Below are 20,151 nucleotides of genomic sequence, written 5' to 3'. Positions count from 1 at the left end.
GCGGTTGCGCCGGATCATGCCTCGTCGGTGGCGATATCCACGCCAAGCATCGGTGCCGCCGCCGTGTAATCCACCGCTTCGATCTCCCGCAGCGTGCGACCGACGGCGCGGATACGAACCTGGGTCTTGTCGATGTCACCGGTCAGGGCGCTCGCCCGTTTGGCCAACGTGTCGATACTCTCGCCGAGTTTACCCCATTCCGCCTTCACCGCACCGAGAATCTTCCCGATCTCCCCGGCCTTGCGCTCGAGTTGGACGGTAAAATGCCCAACGCGAATGGTATGGAGAAGGGCGGGTAGCAGGCTCGGGCTCTGGATCAGGACTTTCGTTTCACGCTGGATCGTCTCGATCAGGCCGGGAATCCGCGCCACTTCCGCAAACAACCCCTCACTCGGCAAATACAGAATCCCGATATCGGTGGTGCGGGGCGGGCGGATGTATTTCTGCGCGATTTTTTTTGCCTCGAACCTGATCCGTGCGGCGAGCGCCGTGATCGCCGCCTCTTCGGCCACCCGGTCGCCCGCTTCGGCGGCGAGCAGCAGCCGGTCGTAATCCTCGGTCGGGAATTTCGCATCGATCGGCAGATAGACCGGCGAATCGCCTTCGCGCACCGGCATGCGCAGCGCGAATTCCACGGTCTCGCCGCTATTGGGGTCGGGTTTGAAATTCGCCTCGAACGTGCCCGGCGGCAGCGTGTCCTCCATGGTCTGGCGGATCTGCGCCTCGCCCCAGCCGCCGCGTGATTTCACGTTGGCGAACAGGCGCTTCAGGTCGCCGACCTGCACTGCGACGTTCTGCACCTGGCCGATCGCCTGCTGCACCTGGGCGAATTGCTCGGAGACGCGCTGGAAACTCTCGCCGATCCGCTTTTCGAGGGCGGATTGCAATTGTTCATCGACCGCCGCGCGCATCGCTTCGAGCTTGGCCTCGTTGCCGACGCGAATGGTCTCGAGCTTGGCCTCGACCTGGGCGCGGAGTTTCTCCTGCTCATCGCGCAGCGCGACCGAGACGCCGGCGAGATCGCGGCTGACCCGGTCGGCGAGGCCGGTCTGGCTTTCGGTCAGCCGCGCGATCACCGCCAGGGTTTCGCTCAGCGCCTGGGCGCGGCCGGATTGGGCGGCGTTTTCAGCCTCGCCCAGCTTTTGCGTGACCAGCAGCGACAGATCGGCGATGGTGCCGTTAATCGTGCCGAAACTGCGCGCCAGATGCTCCGCCTGGGTCCGCGCGCCGTCCTGCAACCGATCGATCCCGCCCGCGAGCGCTGCCCGCGCCGGTTCGGCCATGGCGGCGGGCAGAGTTTCGAGCGCGGCCAGCCGTCGCGCCTGGCTGAGCAGGAGGATGAGAACGATCACCAGCAGCAGGCCGATCACGGCCAGCCCCGCCTCGATCGGCAGCATCAGGCGTCCATTTTCAGCGCGGCGAGGAAGGCCGATTGCGGGATTTCGACCTTGCCGAACTGGCGCATCCGCTTTTTGCCCTCTTTTTGTTTATCGAGCAGCTTGCGCTTGCGGGAGATGTCGCCGCCGTAGCATTTCGCCGTCACGTCCTTCGACAGGGCGCTGATGGTCTCGCGCGCGATCACCCGGCCGCCGATCGCGGCCTGGATCGCGATTTTGAACAATTGCTTGGGGATCAGATCCTTCAGCTTGGCGCAGATCGCCCGGCCGCGGGTTTCCGCGACCGATTTATGCGCGATGAACGAGAGCGCATCGACCGGTTCGAGATTGACCAGAATCGAGATTTTGGCGAGGTCGCTTTCGACGTAATTATCCATCTGATAATCGAAACTCGCATAGCCGCGCGAGATCGATTTCAGCCGGTCGTAGAAATCGAACACCACCTCGTTCAGCGGCAGACGATACACCGCCATCGCGCGGTTGCCGACATAGGTGAGATCGACCTGATGGCCGCGCCGCTCGTTGCACAGAGTGAGCACGGCACCGAGATAATCATCCGGCACCATGATGGTCGCCTTGATCCACGGCTCCTCGATATGATCGATTAGCGAGCCGTCCGGCATATCGGCCGGATTGTGCAGATCCATGGTCTCGCCGTTGGTCTTGGTCAGGCGATAGACCACGGAGGGTGCGGTTGCGATCAGGTCGAGGTCGAACTCGCGGGAGAGGCGTTCCTGCACGATCTCGAGGTGCAGCAGGCCGAGAAAACCGCAGCGGAAGCCGAAGCCGAGGGCGGCCGAGGTTTCCGCCTCGTAGTGGAAACTGGCGTCGTTCAGCCGCAGCCGGCCGAGGCTTTCGCGCAATTTCTCGAAATCATCGGCATCGACCGGGTACAGCCCGCACCAGACCACCGGGATCGAGGGTTTGAAGCCGGGCAGGGCCTCGAGCGCGGGGTGCCGATCGTCGGTGATCGTGTCGCCTACGTTGCAATCGGCGACGGTTTTGATCGCGGCGGTGATGAACCCGATCTCGCCCGGTCCCAGATCCGTCTCGGGCCGCAGTTTCGGCGCGAACACGCCGACCTGTTCGACCGTGTGGACCGAACCGGACGACATCATGCGGATCTTCATGCCCTTGCGCAGCCGGCCGTTCTTGATTCGCACCAGGATGATCACGCCGAGATACTGGTCATACCAGCTATCGACGAGCAGGGCGGTCAGCGGCGCGTTTTCATCGCCGACCGGCGGGGGCAGGCGGGTGACCAGCGCTTCCAGCACGGTGTCGATGTTCAGCCCGGTCTTGGCCGAGATTTCCAGCGCATCCGATGCGTCGAGCCCGATCACGTCCTCGATCTGCTGCTTCACCCGGTCGGGCTCCGCCGCCGGCAGGTCGATTTTATTGAGCACCGGGACAATCTCGTGATTGGCGTCGATCGCCTGATACACATTGGCGAGAGTCTGCGCCTCGACGCCCTGCGAGGCATCGACCACCAGCAGCGAGCCTTCGCAGGCGGCGAGCGAGCGGCTCACCTCATAGGCGAAATCGACATGGCCGGGCGTGTCCATCAGATTGAGAATATAGGTCTTGCCGTCCTTGGCCGGATAGCTCAGCCGCACCGTCTGCGCCTTGATGGTGATGCCGCGCTCTTTTTCGATATCCATATTGTCGAGCACCTGCTCGGTCATTTCGCGCGCGGTGAGCGCGCCGGTGGCCTGGATCAGCCGGTCCGCCAGGGTGGATTTACCATGGTCGATATGGGCGATGATCGAAAAATTGCGGATCAGTTCAGTGGGGGTCGAGGTCATCCGACATCCTTAGTCGAAAAACCACATCGTGTCAGCGCCACATGCGGCGGCGCCGGGGTTTCGAACACCGCGGGGTTTATGCGAGAGTTTCGCTGTGCGATTGAAACTGTCGATCGCGCGCGCCACATCGGCGGGACGGGATGCAACCCGGAGAGTGACGCATGGACCATCCGCATCCGCACACCGCCCCGACCGGCGACACACCGCCCGATCTTGTCGCGTCTGACCCGGTGACATTGGGAATCGACATCGGCGGCAGTCATATCAAAGCGGCGCTGGTCGCCCCGGATAGCGCGCTGCTGACGAATTACGAGCGGATCACGACTCCGATCGGGCAACCGCCGGCCGTGATCGTCGATGCCATCAGCGCCCTGATCGCGCCGCTCGGCGGTTTCGACCGCGTATCGGTCGGCTTCCCCGGCGCCACGCGCGGCGGCACGGTGCTGACCGCGCCCAATCTCGGAAATCTGTCGTGGCATGGTTTCAAACTGGCCGATCATCTCGCCGCGCGGCTGCGCCGTCCGGTGCGCCTCGCGAACGATGCGACGGTACAGGGCCTCGGCGCGATCGCCGGGCGCGGGCTGGAATGTACCATCACGCTCGGGACCGGCATGGGTTTCGCCCTTTTCATGGACGGTCAAGCCGCACCCCATCTCGAGCTCGGCCAGCACGTCGCCTTCAAGAAGCGCAGCTACGACCATTTCGTCGGGCATGACGCGCTGCTCCGCGATGGTCTCAAGAAATGGAACAAACACGTCTTACGCACCATCGATGCCCTGCGCGTCCTGGTCAATTTCGACCTCATGTTCATCGGCGGCGGCAATGTCTCGGCGATCGGCTTCGCCTTGCCGGCCGATGTGCATCTGGTTTCCAACGAAACCGGCATCACCGGCGGCGTGCGCCTGTGGGATGGCGTGGTGCCGCGCCGTGGCTGATCACGATCCGGTCACCACCGCGCGCCATGGCGTGACTTCACGCCGCCGCCGCCCCACCTGCCGTCACGGATGATGCCGGACGTGACCGATCTCGATACGCTCGCAATGCCCCTCATCCACGACTTGATCCAGGAGAACCCCGTATGAACCCTCTCAAGCAACTCGCTGCGGCCGGCCAGGCACCCTGGCTCGATTTCGTGCAGCGCAACCTGATCGAGGGGGGCGATCTCGCGCGGATGATCGAGCACGACGGGTTGAAGGGGGTGACGTCCAACCCGTCGATTTTCGAGAAGGCCATCGCCCATGCGCCGGAATACGGCGCCGCCTTCGAGAGTTTCGTTCGCCACGGCGATCACGATCCGATGGCGATCTATGAGCATCTCGCGATCGGCGACATCCAGGCGGCGGCCGATGTTCTGCTCACGGTCTATCACGAGACCAAGGGCCGCGACGGATACATCAGCCTCGAGGTCTCGCCCTATCTCGCAATGGACACCGAAGCGACCATCACCGAGGCCCGCCGCCTGCACAAGGCGGTCAACCGGCCCAATCTGATGATCAAGGTGCCAGCGACCCGCGCCGGGATTCCGGCAATCCAGACCCTGATCGGCGAGGGGATCTCCATCAACGTCACGCTGCTGTTCGCCGTGCCGGTCTATCAAGACGTCGCCCGCGCCTACATCGCCGGTCTTGAACATTTTGCGGCAACGGGCGGCGACATATCAAAAATCGGCAGCGTCGCGAGTTTTTTCATCAGCCGGATCGACAATGTCATCGACAAGCAATTGCAGGACAGGATCGATGCCGGCGGCGATGCGGCGGCGTTGCGCCCGCTGCTCGGCAAGGCGGCGATCGCGAGCGCGAAAATCGCTTATGCCGCCTATCGAAAACTGTTTTCCGGCACCGCCTGGAACGCGCTGGCCGCCAAAGGCGCGCACACCCAGCGCCTGCTCTGGGCCTCGACGAGCGTGAAAAATCCCGCCTACCCCGATACGCTCTATGTCGAAACCCTGATCGGCCGCGATACCGTCAACACCATGCCGCCGGCCACGATGGATGCGTTTCGCGACCATGGCACGGTCACCCGCGATGCGATCGAACATGATCTCGACGGCGCCATGGCGGTTATGAAATCGCTCGAACAATGCGGCATCTCGATCGAAACCGTCACCACCGATCTGGTTGCCGACGGGGTGCGCCAGTTCGCCACCGCGTTCGATCAGTTGCTCGGCGCCGTCGCGGCGAAACGCGCGGGGCTGGTGCCGCTCAACCACGCAACGATCGAGGCCGACGAGACCCTGCGGACCGCCCTCGCCGACACCACACGGCGCTGGCTCGCCGAGGGCACCATTCGCAAGCTCTGGGCCGGGGATCGATCGGTCTGGACCGCCACCGATGAGGATAAATGGCTCGGCTGGCTCGATATCGTCGGCCACGAGCATGCCGGCATCGGCACGCTGGATCGCTTCGCCGGATCGATCAAATCCGGCGGTTTCACCCATATCGCCCTGCTCGGCATGGGCGGTTCGAGCCTCGGGCCGGAGGTGCTGGCGAAAAGCTTCGGTCCACAGGCGGGCTGGCCGACATTCCATATGCTCGACTCGACCGATCCGGCCCAGATCCGGAGCCTGGAAGCGGCGCTCGATCTGAAAAAAACCATGTTCATCGTCTCCTCGAAATCAGGCTCGACGCTGGAGCCCAATATTTTTCTCGCCTATTTCAAATCCCGCATGATCGAAACCATCGGCGCGGCCGATTGGGCGCGGCATTTCACCGCCGTCACCGATCCGGGGTCGGCCATGGAGCATGAGGCGAAGAGCGATCATTTCGCGCATCTGTTTCACGGGCTGAAATCGATCGGCGGGCGCTACTCCGTCCTGTCGAAATTCGGCCTCGTGCCGGCCGCCGCCATCGGCATTGATGTCGGAGCATTCCTTGCCACGACGGCGCAGATGGTCAGAGCCTGCAGCGCCAGCGTGCCGGTGGACCAGAACCCCGGCGCCGAACTCGGCCTGTTGCTCGGCACCGCCGCCACCCAGTTCAGACGCGACAAGGTCACGATCATCGCCTCGCCCAAGATCGCCGATCTCGGGGCGTGGCTCGAGCAGCTGATCGCTGAATCCACCGGCAAGCAGGGCAGGGGGCTGGTGCCGATCGATGATGAACCCCTTGGCGACATCGGCGTCTATGGCAAGGATCGCGTGTTCGCCTATCTGTGCCTGGAGGGCGATGAACAACCAGCCCAGGCGGCGCATGTCGCGGCACTGGCCAAGGCTGGCCACCCGGTGGTTCGCATCACGCTGCGCGACGTGATGCATATCGGCCAGGAGTTTTTCCGCTGGGAAATGGCAACCGCGATCGCCGGCGCGATCATCGGCATCAACCCGTTCGATCAACCCGACGTCGAGGCCAGCAAAATCAAGACCCGCGCCCTGACCGACGCCTATGAGAACGGCGGCGCCGCCCCTCACGACGAGCCGATCTTCCGCGAAGCCGGTCTTGCGCTCCACGCCGATCCGCACAATGCCGAGGCGCTCGGCCGGCACAACACGCTCTCGGCCTATCTCAAGCGCCATTTCGATCGCGCGCACGCGGGCGATTACATTGCAATTCTCGCCTATATCGAGCGAAACCCGGCGCATATCGCGGCATTGCAATCGATCCGCGCGCGGCTGCGCGACGCACGCAAAGTCGCCACCTGCCTCGGCTTCGGCCCGCGGTTCCTGCATTCCACCGGCCAGGCCTACAAGGGCGGACCCAACAGCGGCGTCTTTCTTCAGATCACCACCGATGATTCGCAGGATCTGGCGGTGCCCGGACACGGCTACAGTTTCGGCCAGGTCAAGGCGGCCCAGGCGGAGGGCGATCTCAGCGTTCTGGTCGAGCGCGGCCGCCGGGTGGTGCGCGTTCATCTGAACGATGTCGCCACCGGCCTGCACGATCTCGCCCAGGCCATCGATCACGCATGTCACTAACCAACGAACGGATCAGCAGATGAAAATCGGAATCGTCGGCCTCGGCCGCATGGGTGCCAATATCGCACGCCGCCTGATGCGCGACCGGCACACGTGTGTCGTGTTCGACAAATCGGCCGACGCGATCGCGGCACTCGAACAGGAGGGCGCGACCGGCGCCGCCGATCTCGCCGCGATGGTCAAGGCGCTCGAACCACCGCGCGCCGTCTGGGTCATGCTGCCCTCCGGCGACATCACCGAAGCGACGGTCGAAGCCCTGGCGGGTGCCATGGAATCCGGTGACATCATCATCGATGGCGGCAACAGCTTCTACAAGGACGACATCCGCCGCGCCGCCAGCCTCAAGGCGCGCGGGATCAACTATGTCGATGTCGGCACGTCGGGCGGCGTCTGGGGCATCGATCGGGGCTATTGCATGATGATCGGCGGCGATGCCGCCATCGTCGGACACCTCGATCCGATTTTCAAGACCCTCGCCCCCGGCATCGGCACGATCGATCGCACGCCCGACCGCGCCGGCCATGATCCCCGCGCCGAGCACGGCTATATCCACGCCGGCCCGACCGGTGCCGGCCATTTCGTCAAAATGGTGCACAACGGTATCGAATATGGCTTGATGCAGGCCTATGCCGAGGGTTTCGACATTCTGCGCAACAAGGCGATGGCGGAATTGCCGGCGCATGAACGGTTTGAGCTCAACCTCGCCGATATTTCCGAGGTCTGGCGTCGCGGCAGCGTCGTCTCCTCCTGGCTGCTCGATCTGACCGCCGCCGCCCTGGCCAAGGATGAGCAACTCACCGACTTCACCGGCTTCGTCGAAGATTCCGGCGAAGGCCGCTGGACCATCGAGGCCGCGATCGAGGAGGCGGTGCCGGCCGAGGTGCTCACGGCGTCGCTGTTCGCACGGTTCCGCTCGCGCCAGGAGCATACGTTCGGTGAGAAAATGCTCTCGGCCATGCGCCGGGGCTTTGGCGGTCACCTGGAAAAAGGCCCCACGCCCGTCCTGAAAGGAGAATGATCATGGCAGATGGCATTGTCACCTCAGCTCGTATCGCGGCCGCGCCGACCAAGCCGGAAAGGGCCAAACCACCAGGTCCGTGCGCCATTGTCATCTTTGGCGCCGGCGGCGACCTGACCAAGCGGCTGCTGATGCCCGCCCTGTACAATCTGGCGACCACCGGGTTGACGCCCGATAAATGCGTCGTGATCGGTGCCGACATCGCCGAACGCGGCACCGCGGATTGGGTCGGCTCGCTCCATCAGACGCTTGAGAGTTTCATCGGCGACATCAATGCCGAGGACCAGATCAACGCGATCGACGAGGCGGCGTGGTCGAAACTCGCCGCCCCGATGTCGTATGTGCAGGGCGATTTCACGGCACCGGCGTTTTATCAATCCCTGAAAACCACGCTGGAAGGGCTTGAGGCCAAGCACGGCACGGGTGGCAACCGCCTGTTCTATCTCGCCGTCGCGGACCGGTTTTTCGGCACCATCGTCGAACAACTCGGCGCTTCCGGGCTGGTCGAATGCGGGGACGCCGCCGACGCGCCGTGGCGCCGCGTCGTGATCGAAAAACCGTTCGGTCACAGCCTCGCCTCGGCGCGTGCGCTGAATGCGCAGATTCTGACCGTGCTCGAGGAGCGGCAGATCTATCGGATCGATCATTTCCTCGGCAAGGAGACGGTCCAGAACATCATGGCGCTGCGATTCGGCAATGGGATCTTCGAGCCGATCTGGAACCGCGACCGGATCGACCATGTGCAGATCACCGTGGCCGAGACGGTCGGTGTCGAGGGGCGCGGCAAATTCTATGAACAAACCGGCGCCCTGCGCGACATGGTGCCCAACCACGTCTTTCAGCTCCTCGCCATGGTCACGATGGAACCGCCGGTCGGCTTCGAGGCCGAAGCGATCCGCAACAAAAAATACGAATTATTCGCGGCGATCGAAACCTTGACCGACCGCGATGCCGTGCGCGGCCAGTATGGCCCCGGCACGGTCGCGGGCAAACCGGTCATCGGGTATCGCGAGGAACCCGATGTCGCCGCCGACTCAGGCACCGAGACCTATGTTGCGATGCGCCTGCGGATCAACAACTGGCGCTGGGCCGGCGTGCCGATCTATATCCGCACCGGCAAGCACATGCCCTGCCGCATGACCGAGATCGCGATCCAGTTCAAACAAGCCCCCTTGGCCGCGTTTCACGGCACCTCGCTCGACACGATGCCGCCGAATTTTCTAGTGCTCCAGTTGCAGCCCGATGAGGGCATCGCGCTTCAATTCGAGGTCAAGCACCCTGGCCAGACCATGCGACTGGCGCCGGTCGAAATGTCGTTCCATTACAAGGACTGGTTCAAGCCCCGCGCCAATGTCGGCTATGAGACTCTGCTGTATGATTGCATGATCGGCGACCAGACTCTGTTTCAGCGCGCCGACATGGTCGAGGAAACCTGGCGGATCGTGCAGCCGATCGTGGATCGCTGGACGCATGACAAGCCGGGCGATTTTCCGAACTATGCCTCGGGTGATGCCGGCCCCGTCGCCGCCGATCGGCTGCTCGCCAGCGACGATCCCTCCCGCCATTGGCGCGAGGTGGCGCTGCCCGATCGCGGAGGCCGCCGGTGATCCCCCCGATCGCCCTGGTTCTCGCCGATGTCGATGGCACGCTGGTCACCAGGGAAAAATTGCTGACCGAGGCCGCGGTGGCGGCGGTCGCCGATCTGCGCAAGGCCGGCATCCGTTTCGCCATCACCAGCGGACGCCCCCCGCAGGGCATGGCGATGCTCAGCCGGCCGCTCGACATCGATACGCCGATCGCCGGGTTCAACGGCGGTGTCATGATGGCGCCGGATCTACAGACGATCATCCACGCATCCGACCTGCCGCCCGCGATCGTCGGACGCACCATGCGCCTGTTGCGCGCGCACGGGCTCGATGTCTGGGTCTACACCCGAACGAGCTGGCTGGTCGCCGACCAATCGGCCCCTCATGTCGATCGCGAAGCGTGGACAGTGAAATTCGCCCCCGAAATCGCGCCCGATCTGTTCGATCGTGACTTCGGCCCGGTGGTGAAGATCGTTGGGGTCACCGATGATCTGGCGAAAATGAAAACCTGCGAGGCCGCCGCAACGCAGGAATTCGGCGACCACGTCACGGCGGCCTGCTCGCAGCCCTATTATCTCGATGTCACCAGCACAGCGGCGAACAAGGGTGCCGTGGTCGATCGCCTGTCCCGCCTGCTCAAGATCGACCGGAGCCGTATCGCGACGATCGGCGACATGCCGAACGATGTCACGATGTTCGAGCGGAGCGGCGTCTCGATCGCGATGGGCAACGCTGAGGAGGACGTCAAACGCCAGGCCACCTACGTAACCGACACCAGCGAACGCGACGGATTTGCCAAGGCGATGCGACGGTTCATCCTCGATCGCGTGCCCGCATGAAACCGGTCGTGGGCGAACTCATGGTGGTGGCCGATGCGGCGGCCCTGGCCGAGGCCGGGGCGCGCCTACTGCTCGACGTCAGCGAGGCGGCGCCGCAGCATTGTATTGTCGGACTTGCCGGCGGATCGACGCCAAAGCCGCTCTATGAACGACTGGCGAGGCCGCCGTATCGTCAGGCGATTGATTGGCCGTCGATCGATTTTGTGCTGGGCGATGAGCGGTTCGTCGCCCCGAACGATCCGGCCAGCAACGCGCACATGATCCGATCCTGCCTGTTCGATCACCTCGATCACGATCACGCCCACCTCCATGCGGTGCCGTTCGAGGGCCTCACCATCGAGCAGGCCGCCGCGGCTTACGAACACACGCTGAAAACCCTGTATCGCGCCGATACGCTGGACCCGGCGCGACCGTTGTTCGACCTCTGCTTCCTCGGCATGGGCGATGATGGCCACACGGCCTCGCTGTTGCCGGGGCAATCGGGCATCCTTGAGGAACGCAGCCGCTGGGTCGTGCCCGTCACCGAAGGTCGGCCCGAACCGCGGGTGACGCTCACCGTGCCGCTCCTCGAAAGCGCCAGGCTCCTCGTCTTCATCGTCACCGGCGCCGGCAAACGGGCGATGCTCGATCGTATTCTCAGCGGCGCCGAAACGGACGTGCCGGCCGCCCGCCTGCGCCCGCACGGCCGCCTTCTGTGGCTGGTCGATGCGGCCGCGGCGGGGCGTTGGGCGCCTCAGGACGTCTCGATCGCATGATCACCGCCGATGCCCAGAAGCGCGCCGCGGCGTTGGAAGCGGTCAAGCTGGTCGAGGATGGAATGCATCTCGGCCTTGGCACCGGGTCGACCAGCGGGCATTTCATCGAAGCGATCGCACGCCGGATCTCCAATGAAAATCTGAAAATCATCGGCGCGGCGACATCGCAGGCAACCGAGCATCACGCCACGTCGCTCGGCATTCCGATGCAACCGCTGCGCGGCCTGCTCGATCTTGCGGTCGATGGCGCCGATCAGATCGAGTTCGGCACGTTGAACCTGGTCAAGGGGCTGGGTGGTGCGCTTCTGCGCGAGAAGCAGGTGGCCGAATCCGCGCGCCGCTTCATCGTGATCGCCGATGAAAGCAAGCTCGTCAGCCGGCTCGGCGCGCAGACGAAACTGCCGGTCGAGATCGTCGCCTTCGGCATCGAGCGCACCCTCGCGCGGCTCGCGGAGCTTGGGATGGCGCCTGAACTGCGCATGGCGGCACCCGGCCAGCCCTATCGCACCGATAACGGCAATCTGATCGCCCATTGCACGATCAATGAAAATTTCGAAACGTCCGCACTCGAGCGGGCGATCAAGACCATCGCGGGCGTGGTGGAGACCGGGTTGTTCATCGGCCATTGTGCCAGCGCGATCCTCGGCTTTGCCGATGGATCGACCCGCGCGTTCCTCGGAAACCAGCTTGCCGCGAGCGGATTATCCCCCCTCATCGCAACCTTGCGCCAACTGAACCTGCCCCGGCCGCGCGTCCGGCCGGTGATCGCCGTGATGGGGGTTGCCGCATCCGGCAAATCCACCATCGGGTCGTTGTTGGCCGCCGGTCTCGACCTGCCGTTCATCGATGGGGATGATCTGCATCCCCCAGGCAACCGCGCGAAAATGCGCGCCGGCCATCCGCTGAACGATAACGACCGCCTGCCCTGGCTGCATCGGATCGCCGGGCAGTTGGGCGTCTGGCGCCAGACCGGTTCCGGCGGCGTGATCGTCAGCTCCCTTCTGACCCGCGCCTATCGCGACCGGGTGCGCAGCGATTGCCCCGATCTCATCCTGGTCAATCTCGTGGGCGACCGTGCGCTATTGGCGGCCCGCATCGCCGCGCGTCACGGGCATTTCATGCCGGCGTCGCTGCTTGACAGTCAATTGGCAACACTTGAGCCCCCCGGCGCTGATGAAACCGTGATGAGCATCGATGTCGCGGCATCACCACTTCAAATCGTCGCATCGCTCATGCGCCGCCTCGCCGCCATGGCGTAACCGTCAAGTCAATAACGATCAATCGATTGATGTGAAGGAGGGTCCGCATGTCGCTACGGATCGAAGACTACGCCCTGATTGGCGATCGGCAGACTACGGCGCTGGTCGGCAAGGATGGGTCGATCGATTTTCTGTGCCTGCCGCGATTTGACTCCGACGCTTGCTTCGCCGCCTTGCTGGGCGATCGTGAAAACGGCCGCTGGCTGATCGCCCCGCGCGCCACGATCACCGATACGACACGCGCATATCGCAACGACACGCTCGTCCTCGAAACCACGATGACGACCTCAACCGGCGTCGTTCGGCTGACCGATTGCATGGTGCCGCATCCCCACGAAACGACCCGGCTGGTCCGCCAGGTCACCGGCGTCGCCGGCCGTGTCGCCATGCGGCTGGACCTGGTGTTTCGCTTCGGTTTCGGCCACATCGTCCCCTGGGTCAGGCGCCTGCCCGAGGGCAACGGCGTCGTCGCGGTGGCCGGACCGGACATGGTGGTGGTCTGGTCGGAAATCCCGCTCGAAGGTCATCATCGGCATACCGAGGCTGATTTCACCGTCGCAGCGGGTGAAACCCTGACCTTCGCACTTGAATGGCTGCCATCGCACCGCAATCTGCCGCACCGCTTCGATGCCGCGCAGAGCATTGAAACCGCCGCCGATCAATGGCGTCACTGGATGAAGCGCGTGCCGGTCAAGGGGCACTGGGCCGATGCCGTCAAGCGCTCACTGATCACATTGAAAGCCCTCACCCATTGGGAGACGGGCGGCATCGTCGCCGCGGCGACGACCTCGCTGCCTGAAGAACTCGGTGGCGAACGCAACTGGGATTACCGCTACTGCTGGCTGCGCGATGCGAGCTTCACCCTACAGGCCTTTCTAACGGCAGGTTATCACGAGGAAGCGCTCGCATGGCGCCGCTGGCTCGACCGCGCGATCGCCGGCGACGCGGCCGACATCCAGATCATGTACGGCATCGCCGGTGAGCGCCGCCTGTCCGAATGGGAGGTTGATTGGCTGTCAGGCTACGAAAATTCCAAACCGGTCCGGGTCGGCAACGCCGCCGCCACGCAACGCCAGCTCGACGTCTATGGCGAATTGCTCGACACGCTGTATCAAGCCCACAAGGGCGGCCTGAAGCATGACCAGAACAGTTGGGAAATGCGCCGCGTTTTGCTGGAACATCTGGAAAACATCTGGTCCGAGCCCGATGACGGCATCTGGGAGGTGCGCGGCGGCCGCCAGCAATTCGTGCACTCCAAGGTCATGGCCTGGGTGGCGTTCGATCGCGCGATCCGCTCGATCGAGGCGTTCAATTACGACGGCCCGCTCGAGCGCTGGCGCGGCATTCGCGACGCCATCCACGCCCAGGTCTGCGCCGAGGGGTTCGACACAGCGATGAACAGCTTCGTCCAGGCCTATGGCTCCAAGCGGCTCGATGCCAGCCTGTTGTTATTGATGATCGTCGGCTTCCTGCCGCCCGACGATGCGCGCATGATCGGCACGATCGCCGCGATCGAACGCGATCTGATGCAGGACGGCTTCGTGCGCCGCTACAACACAGCCGCCGGCAACGACGGGCTGAAAGGCTCCGAGGGCGTGTTTCTGGCGTGTAGTTTCTGGCTGGTCGACAATTATACAATGATGGGTCGCAAGCACGACGCTGAAGCTTTGTTCGAACGATTGCTCGCGCTGAGCAATGATGTCGGCCTGTTCGCCGAGGAATACGACACGGTCAATCGGCGTCAGATCGGCAATTTCCCGCAGGCGTTCACCCATGTCGCCCTGGTCAATTCCGCCCTTCGCCTGAGCGCGATCGAGTAGGGCGGCGCTATTTCATCAGCGCCGTCACGGTCGGGGCCAGGGCCTGCGCGATCAGCCGCATCCCCGCAGCGTCCGGGTGCAGCGCCGGTTGCGGCGGCGTCAGACGTGGATCGACATAGAGCGACGCATCAACCCGGCCGTCATGTTCGAGCACAGCGCCGACGTTGCGAAACGTGACCAGCGCACTGGTGGCGTAAATCCGCGCCAGCTCGCGATTGATCCTGGTGGTTTCAGTGGAAATCCAGGGTGAGCGGATGGAGGGCAGCACGCCGAGCAGAAGTATTTTCGCGCCCGGCACATGGCGGTGCAAATCCTTCACCACCGCCTCGATGCCCGGCACCGTCAGCCGCGCGCCCCAATGCGTGGCCCCCAGGTTGTTGGCGCCGATCAGAACGATCACCAGCCGCGGATGCAGCCCATCGAACTCACCATGGTCGATCCGCCAGATCACGCTCGACGTCGTATCGCCGATCAGCCCGAAATCGAGCGGATGGTAGCGCCCGTAATAGTGGCGCCAGATCGGCGCGATCTGCTGATACGGCGCGGTGCCGTTGCGTTGCCAGTAATAGGTGATCGAATCCCCCAGCCACACCAGTTGCGCCTCGGGGTCGGCATGGGCCGCGCGCAATGTCGCCTCGAAACCGGCGCGCCACCAGGGCAGATCCATCCGCCCGATCGGCACCGCCGCCAGATTAACCCGCGCCTGGGCCATGCCGGGCAGCAGCAGCGCAAGACACAGAAACCACCATCGCACCATCAGGACCTCGAAGGATCATGCGCGGCAAACACGCGCGGATAAAGCACCAGATACGCACCCTGAAACAATCCGGCCAGTAAAAACGGCAAGGCCAGCGCGTCGGCCTCGAACAAAAGACCCGCCACCGCCGGCGCCACGCCGCGCGGCACCATCACCGAGATATTATTGACGCTCGCCGCCAGCCCCCGGCGGTCGCTGCGCACCAACCCCAGCGCCACCGCCTGCCGCGCGCCGGCGGTGCCGCGGTTGAACGCGGAGCGCACGGCATAAATCACCGTCGCCGCCGCAAAACTCGGTGCGAACGGCAGCACGAACAGGCTGATCAACCCGATCCCCCGCATCAAAACAACCGTCCGCACCGTCCCCAACCGCCGGGTCAGATGCCCCGACGTCAGGGACGCCCCACCGGCGGCGGCAAATCCAATCGCCAGCGCGGGGCCGATCGCACCCGCATCGACATGGAATTTCGCGGCGAACCACCACGACATGAACGGGCCGCTGAGGCCGATGCCGGTGCCGTTCAGCACGTTCAACCCCGCCAGGCGCCACAGCAACCCGTTCTCAGCCCGTGCGGATGCGCCCTCATCCCGCCGCGGCGGCTCGACGCTGCGCTGCCGATCCGGCGTCAGCACCAGCAGCATCGTCGCCACCAGCGAGGCGATCAGCGGCAGCAGAAACAGCGCCTGCCGCGCCCCGATCACGCCGGCGAGCACCGCGCCCAGCGCCATCCCGAAAAACCCGATCGCGGTATTGAGCGAGAGCACCGCGCCGAAATCACGCCGCTCGATATAGCCCGACAGCCATGATTGCTCAGCCGGCGCAAAGGGTCCGGCCGCGCCGTTGGCCCCCCGCCCGAATCCGCCGATGATCGCGGCAAACGCCAGCAGCAGCGGTGCCTGGCTGAGCAATCCGATCAGCGCGGCAAGCACTGAAATCGCCTCATAGATCAACACGAATTGCTTGCGCCCCAACCGGTCGCTCGCCGGCCCGATCGCGGCGGTCAGCACGATGGCGAATAGAATCGCCAGCGCGAACACCACCCCCAGAAAGGCCGGATGCCACCCGAGTTTCGTGACATAGAGCGCAAAATCGACCACCAACGCCCCTTGTGAAACGCTGCGCGCCAATCGTGCCGCCATCAGGCGTTGCGCGGCCGGGCAAAGCGGCGGCATCAGATCCCGGCTGACAACAAAACCAGACTGAGAACGCCGAAAGCGGCGCAATACGCGGCAAACGGCCCCAGCGCCCACCGGTCGTGATCGCGAAAATACCGCATCAAAAACGCGGTCGAGGCATAGGCCACCACACCCGCCACCACCGCCGCCAGCACCGCCATGCCGAGCATGCCATGCATGGCGGCGTGGTGATGCAGCAGTTTCGGCACCTCGACCACGGTCGCCCCGGCAATCACCGGCGTCGCCATCAGAAACGCGAACCGCGCCGCGGCTTCATGGTCGATGCCCCGCGTCAACCCCCCAACGATCGCCGCCCCGGAACGCGACAGGCCCGGCAGGAACGCAAGGCATTGAAACAACCCGATCACCAGCGCGTCCACCAGGGTCAATTGCGCAATTCCCATGCCGCCCGCGGCGCGCCGCCGCCGCAACCGCTCGCCGGCCAGCAGCAACCCGCCGTTCGCGATCAGGAAAACCGCGGCGATCATCGGGCTTGCGAACAAATGCTGGATCGGCTTTTTCAACAAAAACCCGATCACCACGGCCGGCAACGTCGCCACCACGAGGCGCAGCAACAACCCGCGCTGCTCATCATTGACCCGTGCCTCGCCGCGACCGAACAACCCTTGCGCCATCTCCCACCAGTCACGCCAGAAATAGGCAAGCAACGCGGTCGCGGTACCAACGTGCAGCATCACCACGAAGGGCAGAAACGATGGCGCGTGCTGGTCGATATGCCAGTGCAGCAAGGCCGGCACGATCACGGCATGACCCAGGCTGGAGACCGGAAACAACTCGGTCGCTCCCTGCATCACGGCAAACAAAACAGCGATCAGCGGCGTCATGCAAATTCCCTCATGTGATGTCCATCTCGCCCCCCTCTCTGACCAAGCCGGCCGGAAAACGCAAACACCGCAACCGCGCCAGGGACAGGTGAGGGATGGGAAGCAGGGCAGGGGATGGAGGCAAGGCAAGCGCGTGGGGGATCATGCTCAAATCAGGTGCGCGGTCTTGATCGTCGCGGGTCCCGCCCAGAGGCCCCGGCGGCGCGATCACCCAATCGCCGGCAGCACCTTCACAAAGCCGCCTCGGCGCGCCGCACCGCCGCCAGCGGCGCCGCGGCACGGCCAACGACACGGCCACCGATCACCGCAAGCCAATCGCCATCGGCCGGCGGCAGCGGCAGAAGGCGGATGAGTTTGGCCTCGCGATCGAGCGCAATGGCGCGGAAAATACCGCGTTCGGTCTCCATCGGTCCGTCCAAATGAATGACGCGGGCAATCGGATTGCCCGCGTCATCCAGTCCCAACCATTCGCGGGCGCGTTCGCCCGCTTTTGTCATGATCCTGTCGCGGCCACGCACCCAGCGGAGCCGCATTCCGTCAGACCCGCGCCGGCGCAGGCAACATCATGCACTCTTCGCCATGATCTCGTCCGCGATGTTGCGCGGCACCGGATCGTAGTGATGGAACTGCATGGTGAACGAGGCGCGCCCCTTGGTCTGGCTGCGCAGGTTGGAAATATAACCGAACATTTCCTTCAACGGCACCTGCGCGCGCACAATAATGGTCGATCCCGAGCTTTCCTGGTTCTGGATCATGCCGCGGCGCCGGTTCAAATCGCCGACCACATCGCCGACGTGATCCTGCGGTGTGGTGACTTCCACATCCATGATCGGCTCCAGAATGATCGGGCTGGCCTTCTTCATCCCCTCGCGGAAACACGCTTTTGCCGCAATTTCAAAGGCCAGCGCGCTGGAATCGACGTCATGGTACTTGCCGTCCACCAAGGTGTATTTGAAGTCCACGGTCGGGAACCCGGCGAGCACGCCGGTATCGGCCTGCACCTTGATCCCTTTTTCGACCGCCGGGATGTACTCACGTGGCACCGAACCGCCGACCACCTTGTTCTCGAACACGATGCCGCCGTTGCGCTCCATCGGCTCAAAGATGATCTTAACCTCGGCGTACTGACCCGACCCGCCCGACTGCTTCTTATGCGTGTAGGTTTCGGTATGCGCCCGCGAGATCGTCTCGCGATAGGCCACCTGCGGCGCACCGATATTGGCATCGACGCCATATTCCCGGCGCAGCCGGTCGATGATGATTTCGAGGTGCAACTCGCCCATGCCGGACAGAATCGTCTGGCCGGTTTCCTGATCGGTCTTCAACCGCAGCGACGGATCTTCGCCCGCCAGTTTCTGCAAGGCGAGGGTCATTTTCTCGACCGCTTCCTTGGTCTTCGGCTCAACCGAAATATCGATCACCGGCACCGGGAACGCCATGCGCTCCAGAATGACAGGGTCTTCCGCGGCCGCCAGCGTATCGCCGGTCCCGGTATCCTTCAGCCCAACGAACGCCGCAATGTCGCCCGCGTGCACTTCCTTGATTTCCGCGCGCTTGTCGGCGTGCATCTGGAACATGCGGCCAATGCGTTCCTTGTGATCCTTGGTGGTGTTCATCACCGAATCGCCGGATTTCAGCGTGCCGGAATACACCCGCACAAAGGTCAGCGTGCCGTATTTGTCGTTGATGATCTTGAACGCGAGGCCGGAGAACGGCGCGTTCACATCCGCCTTGATCCGGCGCTGATGATCACCCTCTTCCTCGCCTTCGTCGACCGCAACCTTGATGCCGGGCACATCGACCGGGCTCGGCAGATAATCAAGCACCGCATCAAGCAACGGCTGCACGCCCTTGTTCTTGAACGCTGTTCCGCACAACACGGGGCGGAACGCGCCGGAGATCGTGCCGGTCTTGATCGCCCGCTTCAGCGTCTCGACCGAGACATCGCCGTTCTCGAAATACTCTTCCATGCCCGCGTCATCGACCGACAATGCGGTATCGAGCAGCACCTGACGATGCTCCTTCGCCTGCTCCATCATCGCCTCGGGAATCGGCTCGTCATGGAATTTGGCGCCCAGATCGCCACCCTCCCAAATGATCGCCTTCATCTCGACCAGATCGACCACGCCGACGAAACTGTCCTCGATCCCGATCGGCAGCTGCAATGGCAGCGCGATAATATCGAGCTTCTCCTTCAGGGTCGCGAACGCCCGGTAAAAATCAGCCCCGGTCCGGTCCAGCTTGTTGATGAAAATGATCCGCGGCACGTTGTAACGATCCGCCAGACGCCAATTGGTCTCCGATTGCGGCTGCACCCCGGCGACGCCCTCGATGATGAAAATCGCCCCATCCAGCACGCGCAGCGAACGGTTCACCTCGATGTTGAAATCGATATGGCCGGGGGTATCGATAATGTTGATCCGATGCCCCTTCCACTCGCAGGTCACCGCCGCCGAGGTGATGGTAATGCCGCGCTCACGCTCCTGATCCATGTAATCGGTCGTGGTGTTGCCATCATGCACCTCGCCGATCTTATGCGACACGCCGGTATAATGCAGAATCCGTTCGGTCGTGGTCGTCTTGCCGGCATCGATATGCGCGGTAATGCCGATATTCCGGATCAGGTCGAGCGGGTTGCCGGCCATGAGAGTCTCCAAATTTTAGCTGATCAAGATGAGTGACAGCGATTTCAACGAGAATCGGGCGCGATTACCGATGTAATCCGGCAATCCACCCGATCATGACCGGCTTTCGACCAATCCTCAACGAATAATGCCGCGCCGCCGGTAATTTTGCAACCCGCCCCCCGCAGGCCATGGCGTTGATGTTGTGGCGGGGAAGGGAAGGCGTTCTTTTTTGCAAAAAAGAACCAAAAAACTCTCTTTAATCGGGTCCGTACCGGTGAAACGCCCGGAAACCAGAGTAAATTTTTTTTAATCTGGTCCGTACCGGCGCAACCACCGGAAACCCACACCTCGTAGGGTG

At 63.6% G+C, this 20,151-nt stretch carries 16 protein-coding genes; 8 read left to right on the top strand and 8 right to left on the bottom strand.

What is annotated here, in order from left to right; genetic code table 11:
• Positions 1-14: 14 nt before the first annotated feature.
• Complete coding sequence (locus ACP5E6_RS07955) at positions 15-1,397, bottom strand: DNA recombination protein RmuC (protein ID WP_427953567.1); 1,383 nt, start codon at positions 1,395-1,397, stop codon at positions 15-17.
• Complete coding sequence (gene lepA / locus ACP5E6_RS07950) at positions 1,397-3,202, bottom strand: translation elongation factor 4 (RefSeq protein ID WP_427953565.1); 1,806 nt, start codon at positions 3,200-3,202, stop codon at positions 1,397-1,399. Before lepA ends, ACP5E6_RS07955 begins: the two co-directional genes overlap by 1 nt.
• Before the next feature lie 161 nt (positions 3,203-3,363).
• Between lepA and ACP5E6_RS07945 the strand changes: the two genes are divergently transcribed.
• The 8 genes from ACP5E6_RS07945 to ACP5E6_RS07910 all read left to right on the top strand — a co-directional run bounded on the left by ACP5E6_RS07945 (position 3,364) and on the right by ACP5E6_RS07910 (position 14,389).
• A complete protein-coding gene (locus ACP5E6_RS07945; RefSeq protein WP_427953563.1) occupies positions 3,364-4,137 on the top strand; it encodes an ROK family protein in 774 nt (257 codons plus the stop codon).
• A gap of 143 nt (positions 4,138-4,280) precedes the next feature.
• Positions 4,281-7,112, top strand: coding sequence for a bifunctional transaldolase/phosoglucose isomerase (locus tag ACP5E6_RS07940; protein ID WP_427953561.1), 2,832 nt, complete (start codon positions 4,281-4,283; stop codon positions 7,110-7,112).
• Between the two features lie 19 nt (positions 7,113-7,131).
• Positions 7,132-8,130 carry a phosphogluconate dehydrogenase (NAD(+)-dependent, decarboxylating) gene (gene gnd, locus ACP5E6_RS07935; RefSeq protein ID WP_427953559.1) on the top strand — a complete coding sequence of 333 codons (999 nt, stop codon included), beginning with the start codon at positions 7,132-7,134 and terminating at the stop codon, positions 8,128-8,130.
• Positions 8,127-9,737: a glucose-6-phosphate dehydrogenase gene (zwf, locus tag ACP5E6_RS07930; protein WP_427953557.1), complete on the top strand. Its 1,611-nt coding sequence runs from the start codon at positions 8,127-8,129 to the stop codon at positions 9,735-9,737. The genes gnd and zwf overlap by 4 nt, the downstream gene beginning before the upstream one ends.
• Positions 9,734-10,555, top strand: a complete 822-nt coding sequence (locus tag ACP5E6_RS07925; RefSeq protein ID WP_427953555.1) for a Cof-type HAD-IIB family hydrolase — start codon at positions 9,734-9,736, stop codon at positions 10,553-10,555. Before zwf ends, ACP5E6_RS07925 begins: the two co-directional genes overlap by 4 nt.
• A gap of 8 nt (positions 10,556-10,563) precedes the next feature.
• On the top strand, positions 10,564-11,310 hold the full coding sequence (gene pgl / locus ACP5E6_RS07920) for a 6-phosphogluconolactonase (RefSeq protein WP_427953553.1): 747 nt from the start codon (positions 10,564-10,566) through the stop codon (positions 11,308-11,310).
• A complete protein-coding gene (gene rpiA / locus ACP5E6_RS07915; RefSeq protein ID WP_427953551.1) occupies positions 11,307-12,569 on the top strand; it encodes a ribose 5-phosphate isomerase A in 1,263 nt (420 codons plus the stop codon). The genes pgl and rpiA overlap by 4 nt, the downstream gene beginning before the upstream one ends.
• A gap of 47 nt (positions 12,570-12,616) precedes the next feature.
• The gene (locus ACP5E6_RS07910) at positions 12,617-14,389 is read left to right on the top strand and encodes a glycoside hydrolase family 15 protein (protein WP_427953549.1); all 1,773 of its coding nucleotides are present in this window, start codon (positions 12,617-12,619) and stop codon (positions 14,387-14,389) included.
• Positions 14,390-14,396: 7 nt separating this feature from the next.
• Here the strand turns inward: ACP5E6_RS07910 and ACP5E6_RS07905 are convergent, their stop codons facing one another.
• From ACP5E6_RS07905 to ACP5E6_RS07880, 6 genes are all read right to left on the bottom strand, one after another.
• On the bottom strand, positions 14,397-15,146 hold the full coding sequence (locus ACP5E6_RS07905; protein WP_427953547.1) for a GDSL-type esterase/lipase family protein: 750 nt from the start codon (positions 15,144-15,146) through the stop codon (positions 14,397-14,399).
• Positions 15,146-16,285 (bottom strand): MFS transporter, encoded by a 1,140-nt coding sequence (locus ACP5E6_RS07900; protein ID WP_427953545.1) that lies wholly within the window; start codon positions 16,283-16,285, stop codon positions 15,146-15,148. Before ACP5E6_RS07900 ends, ACP5E6_RS07905 begins: the two co-directional genes overlap by 1 nt.
• 32 nt (positions 16,286-16,317) lie before the next feature.
• Positions 16,318-17,166 (bottom strand): undecaprenyl-diphosphate phosphatase, encoded by an 849-nt coding sequence (locus ACP5E6_RS07895; protein ID WP_427953543.1) that lies wholly within the window; start codon positions 17,164-17,166, stop codon positions 16,318-16,320.
• A 230-nt stretch (positions 17,167-17,396) separates the two neighbouring features.
• Positions 17,397-17,663, bottom strand: coding sequence for a hypothetical protein (locus ACP5E6_RS07890; RefSeq protein ID WP_427953541.1), 267 nt, complete (start codon positions 17,661-17,663; stop codon positions 17,397-17,399).
• Between the two features lie 66 nt (positions 17,664-17,729).
• Positions 17,730-19,811 carry an elongation factor G gene (fusA, locus tag ACP5E6_RS07885; protein WP_427953539.1) on the bottom strand — a complete coding sequence of 694 codons (2,082 nt, stop codon included), beginning with the start codon at positions 19,809-19,811 and terminating at the stop codon, positions 17,730-17,732.
• Between the two features lie 44 nt (positions 19,812-19,855).
• Positions 19,856-20,151, bottom strand: a 296-nt coding sequence (locus ACP5E6_RS07880; protein ID WP_427953537.1) for a hypothetical protein, incomplete at its 5' end; no start/stop codon positions are given.

The sequence above is a fragment of the Acidiphilium sp. genome (assembly GCF_049977125.1).
In the GTDB taxonomy this organism is placed as follows: domain Bacteria; phylum Pseudomonadota; class Alphaproteobacteria; order Acetobacterales; family Acetobacteraceae; genus Acidiphilium.
This window is presented reverse-complemented; position numbering and strand designations above follow the sequence as displayed.

What these genes read in the sequence shown, in the direction of transcription:
- ACP5E6_RS07955 (WP_427953567.1), bottom strand. Translation starts at nt 1,397, where the DNA reads ATGCTGCCGATCGAGGCGGGGCTGGCCGTGATCGGCCTGCTGCTGGTG.
- lepA (WP_427953565.1), bottom strand. Translation starts at nt 3,202, where the DNA reads ATGACCTCGACCCCCACTGAACTGATCCGCAATTTTTCGATCATCGCC.
- ACP5E6_RS07945 (WP_427953563.1), top strand. Translation starts at nt 3,364, where the DNA reads ATGGACCATCCGCATCCGCACACCGCCCCGACCGGCGACACACCGCCC.
- ACP5E6_RS07940 (WP_427953561.1), top strand. Translation starts at nt 4,281, where the DNA reads ATGAACCCTCTCAAGCAACTCGCTGCGGCCGGCCAGGCACCCTGGCTC.
- gnd (WP_427953559.1), top strand. Translation starts at nt 7,132, where the DNA reads ATGAAAATCGGAATCGTCGGCCTCGGCCGCATGGGTGCCAATATCGCA.
- zwf (WP_427953557.1), top strand. Translation starts at nt 8,127, where the DNA reads ATGATCATGGCAGATGGCATTGTCACCTCAGCTCGTATCGCGGCCGCG.
- rpiA (WP_427953551.1), top strand. Translation starts at nt 11,307, where the DNA reads ATGATCACCGCCGATGCCCAGAAGCGCGCCGCGGCGTTGGAAGCGGTC.
- ACP5E6_RS07910 (WP_427953549.1), top strand. Translation starts at nt 12,617, where the DNA reads ATGTCGCTACGGATCGAAGACTACGCCCTGATTGGCGATCGGCAGACT.
- ACP5E6_RS07905 (WP_427953547.1), bottom strand. Translation starts at nt 15,146, where the DNA reads ATGGTGCGATGGTGGTTTCTGTGTCTTGCGCTGCTGCTGCCCGGCATG.
- ACP5E6_RS07900 (WP_427953545.1), bottom strand. Translation starts at nt 16,285, where the DNA reads ATGGCGGCACGATTGGCGCGCAGCGTTTCACAAGGGGCGTTGGTGGTC.
- ACP5E6_RS07895 (WP_427953543.1), bottom strand. Translation starts at nt 17,166, where the DNA reads ATGACGCCGCTGATCGCTGTTTTGTTTGCCGTGATGCAGGGAGCGACC.
- ACP5E6_RS07890 (WP_427953541.1), bottom strand. Translation starts at nt 17,663, where the DNA reads ATGACAAAAGCGGGCGAACGCGCCCGCGAATGGTTGGGACTGGATGAC.
- fusA (WP_427953539.1), bottom strand. Translation starts at nt 19,811, where the DNA reads ATGGCCGGCAACCCGCTCGACCTGATCCGGAATATCGGCATTACCGCG.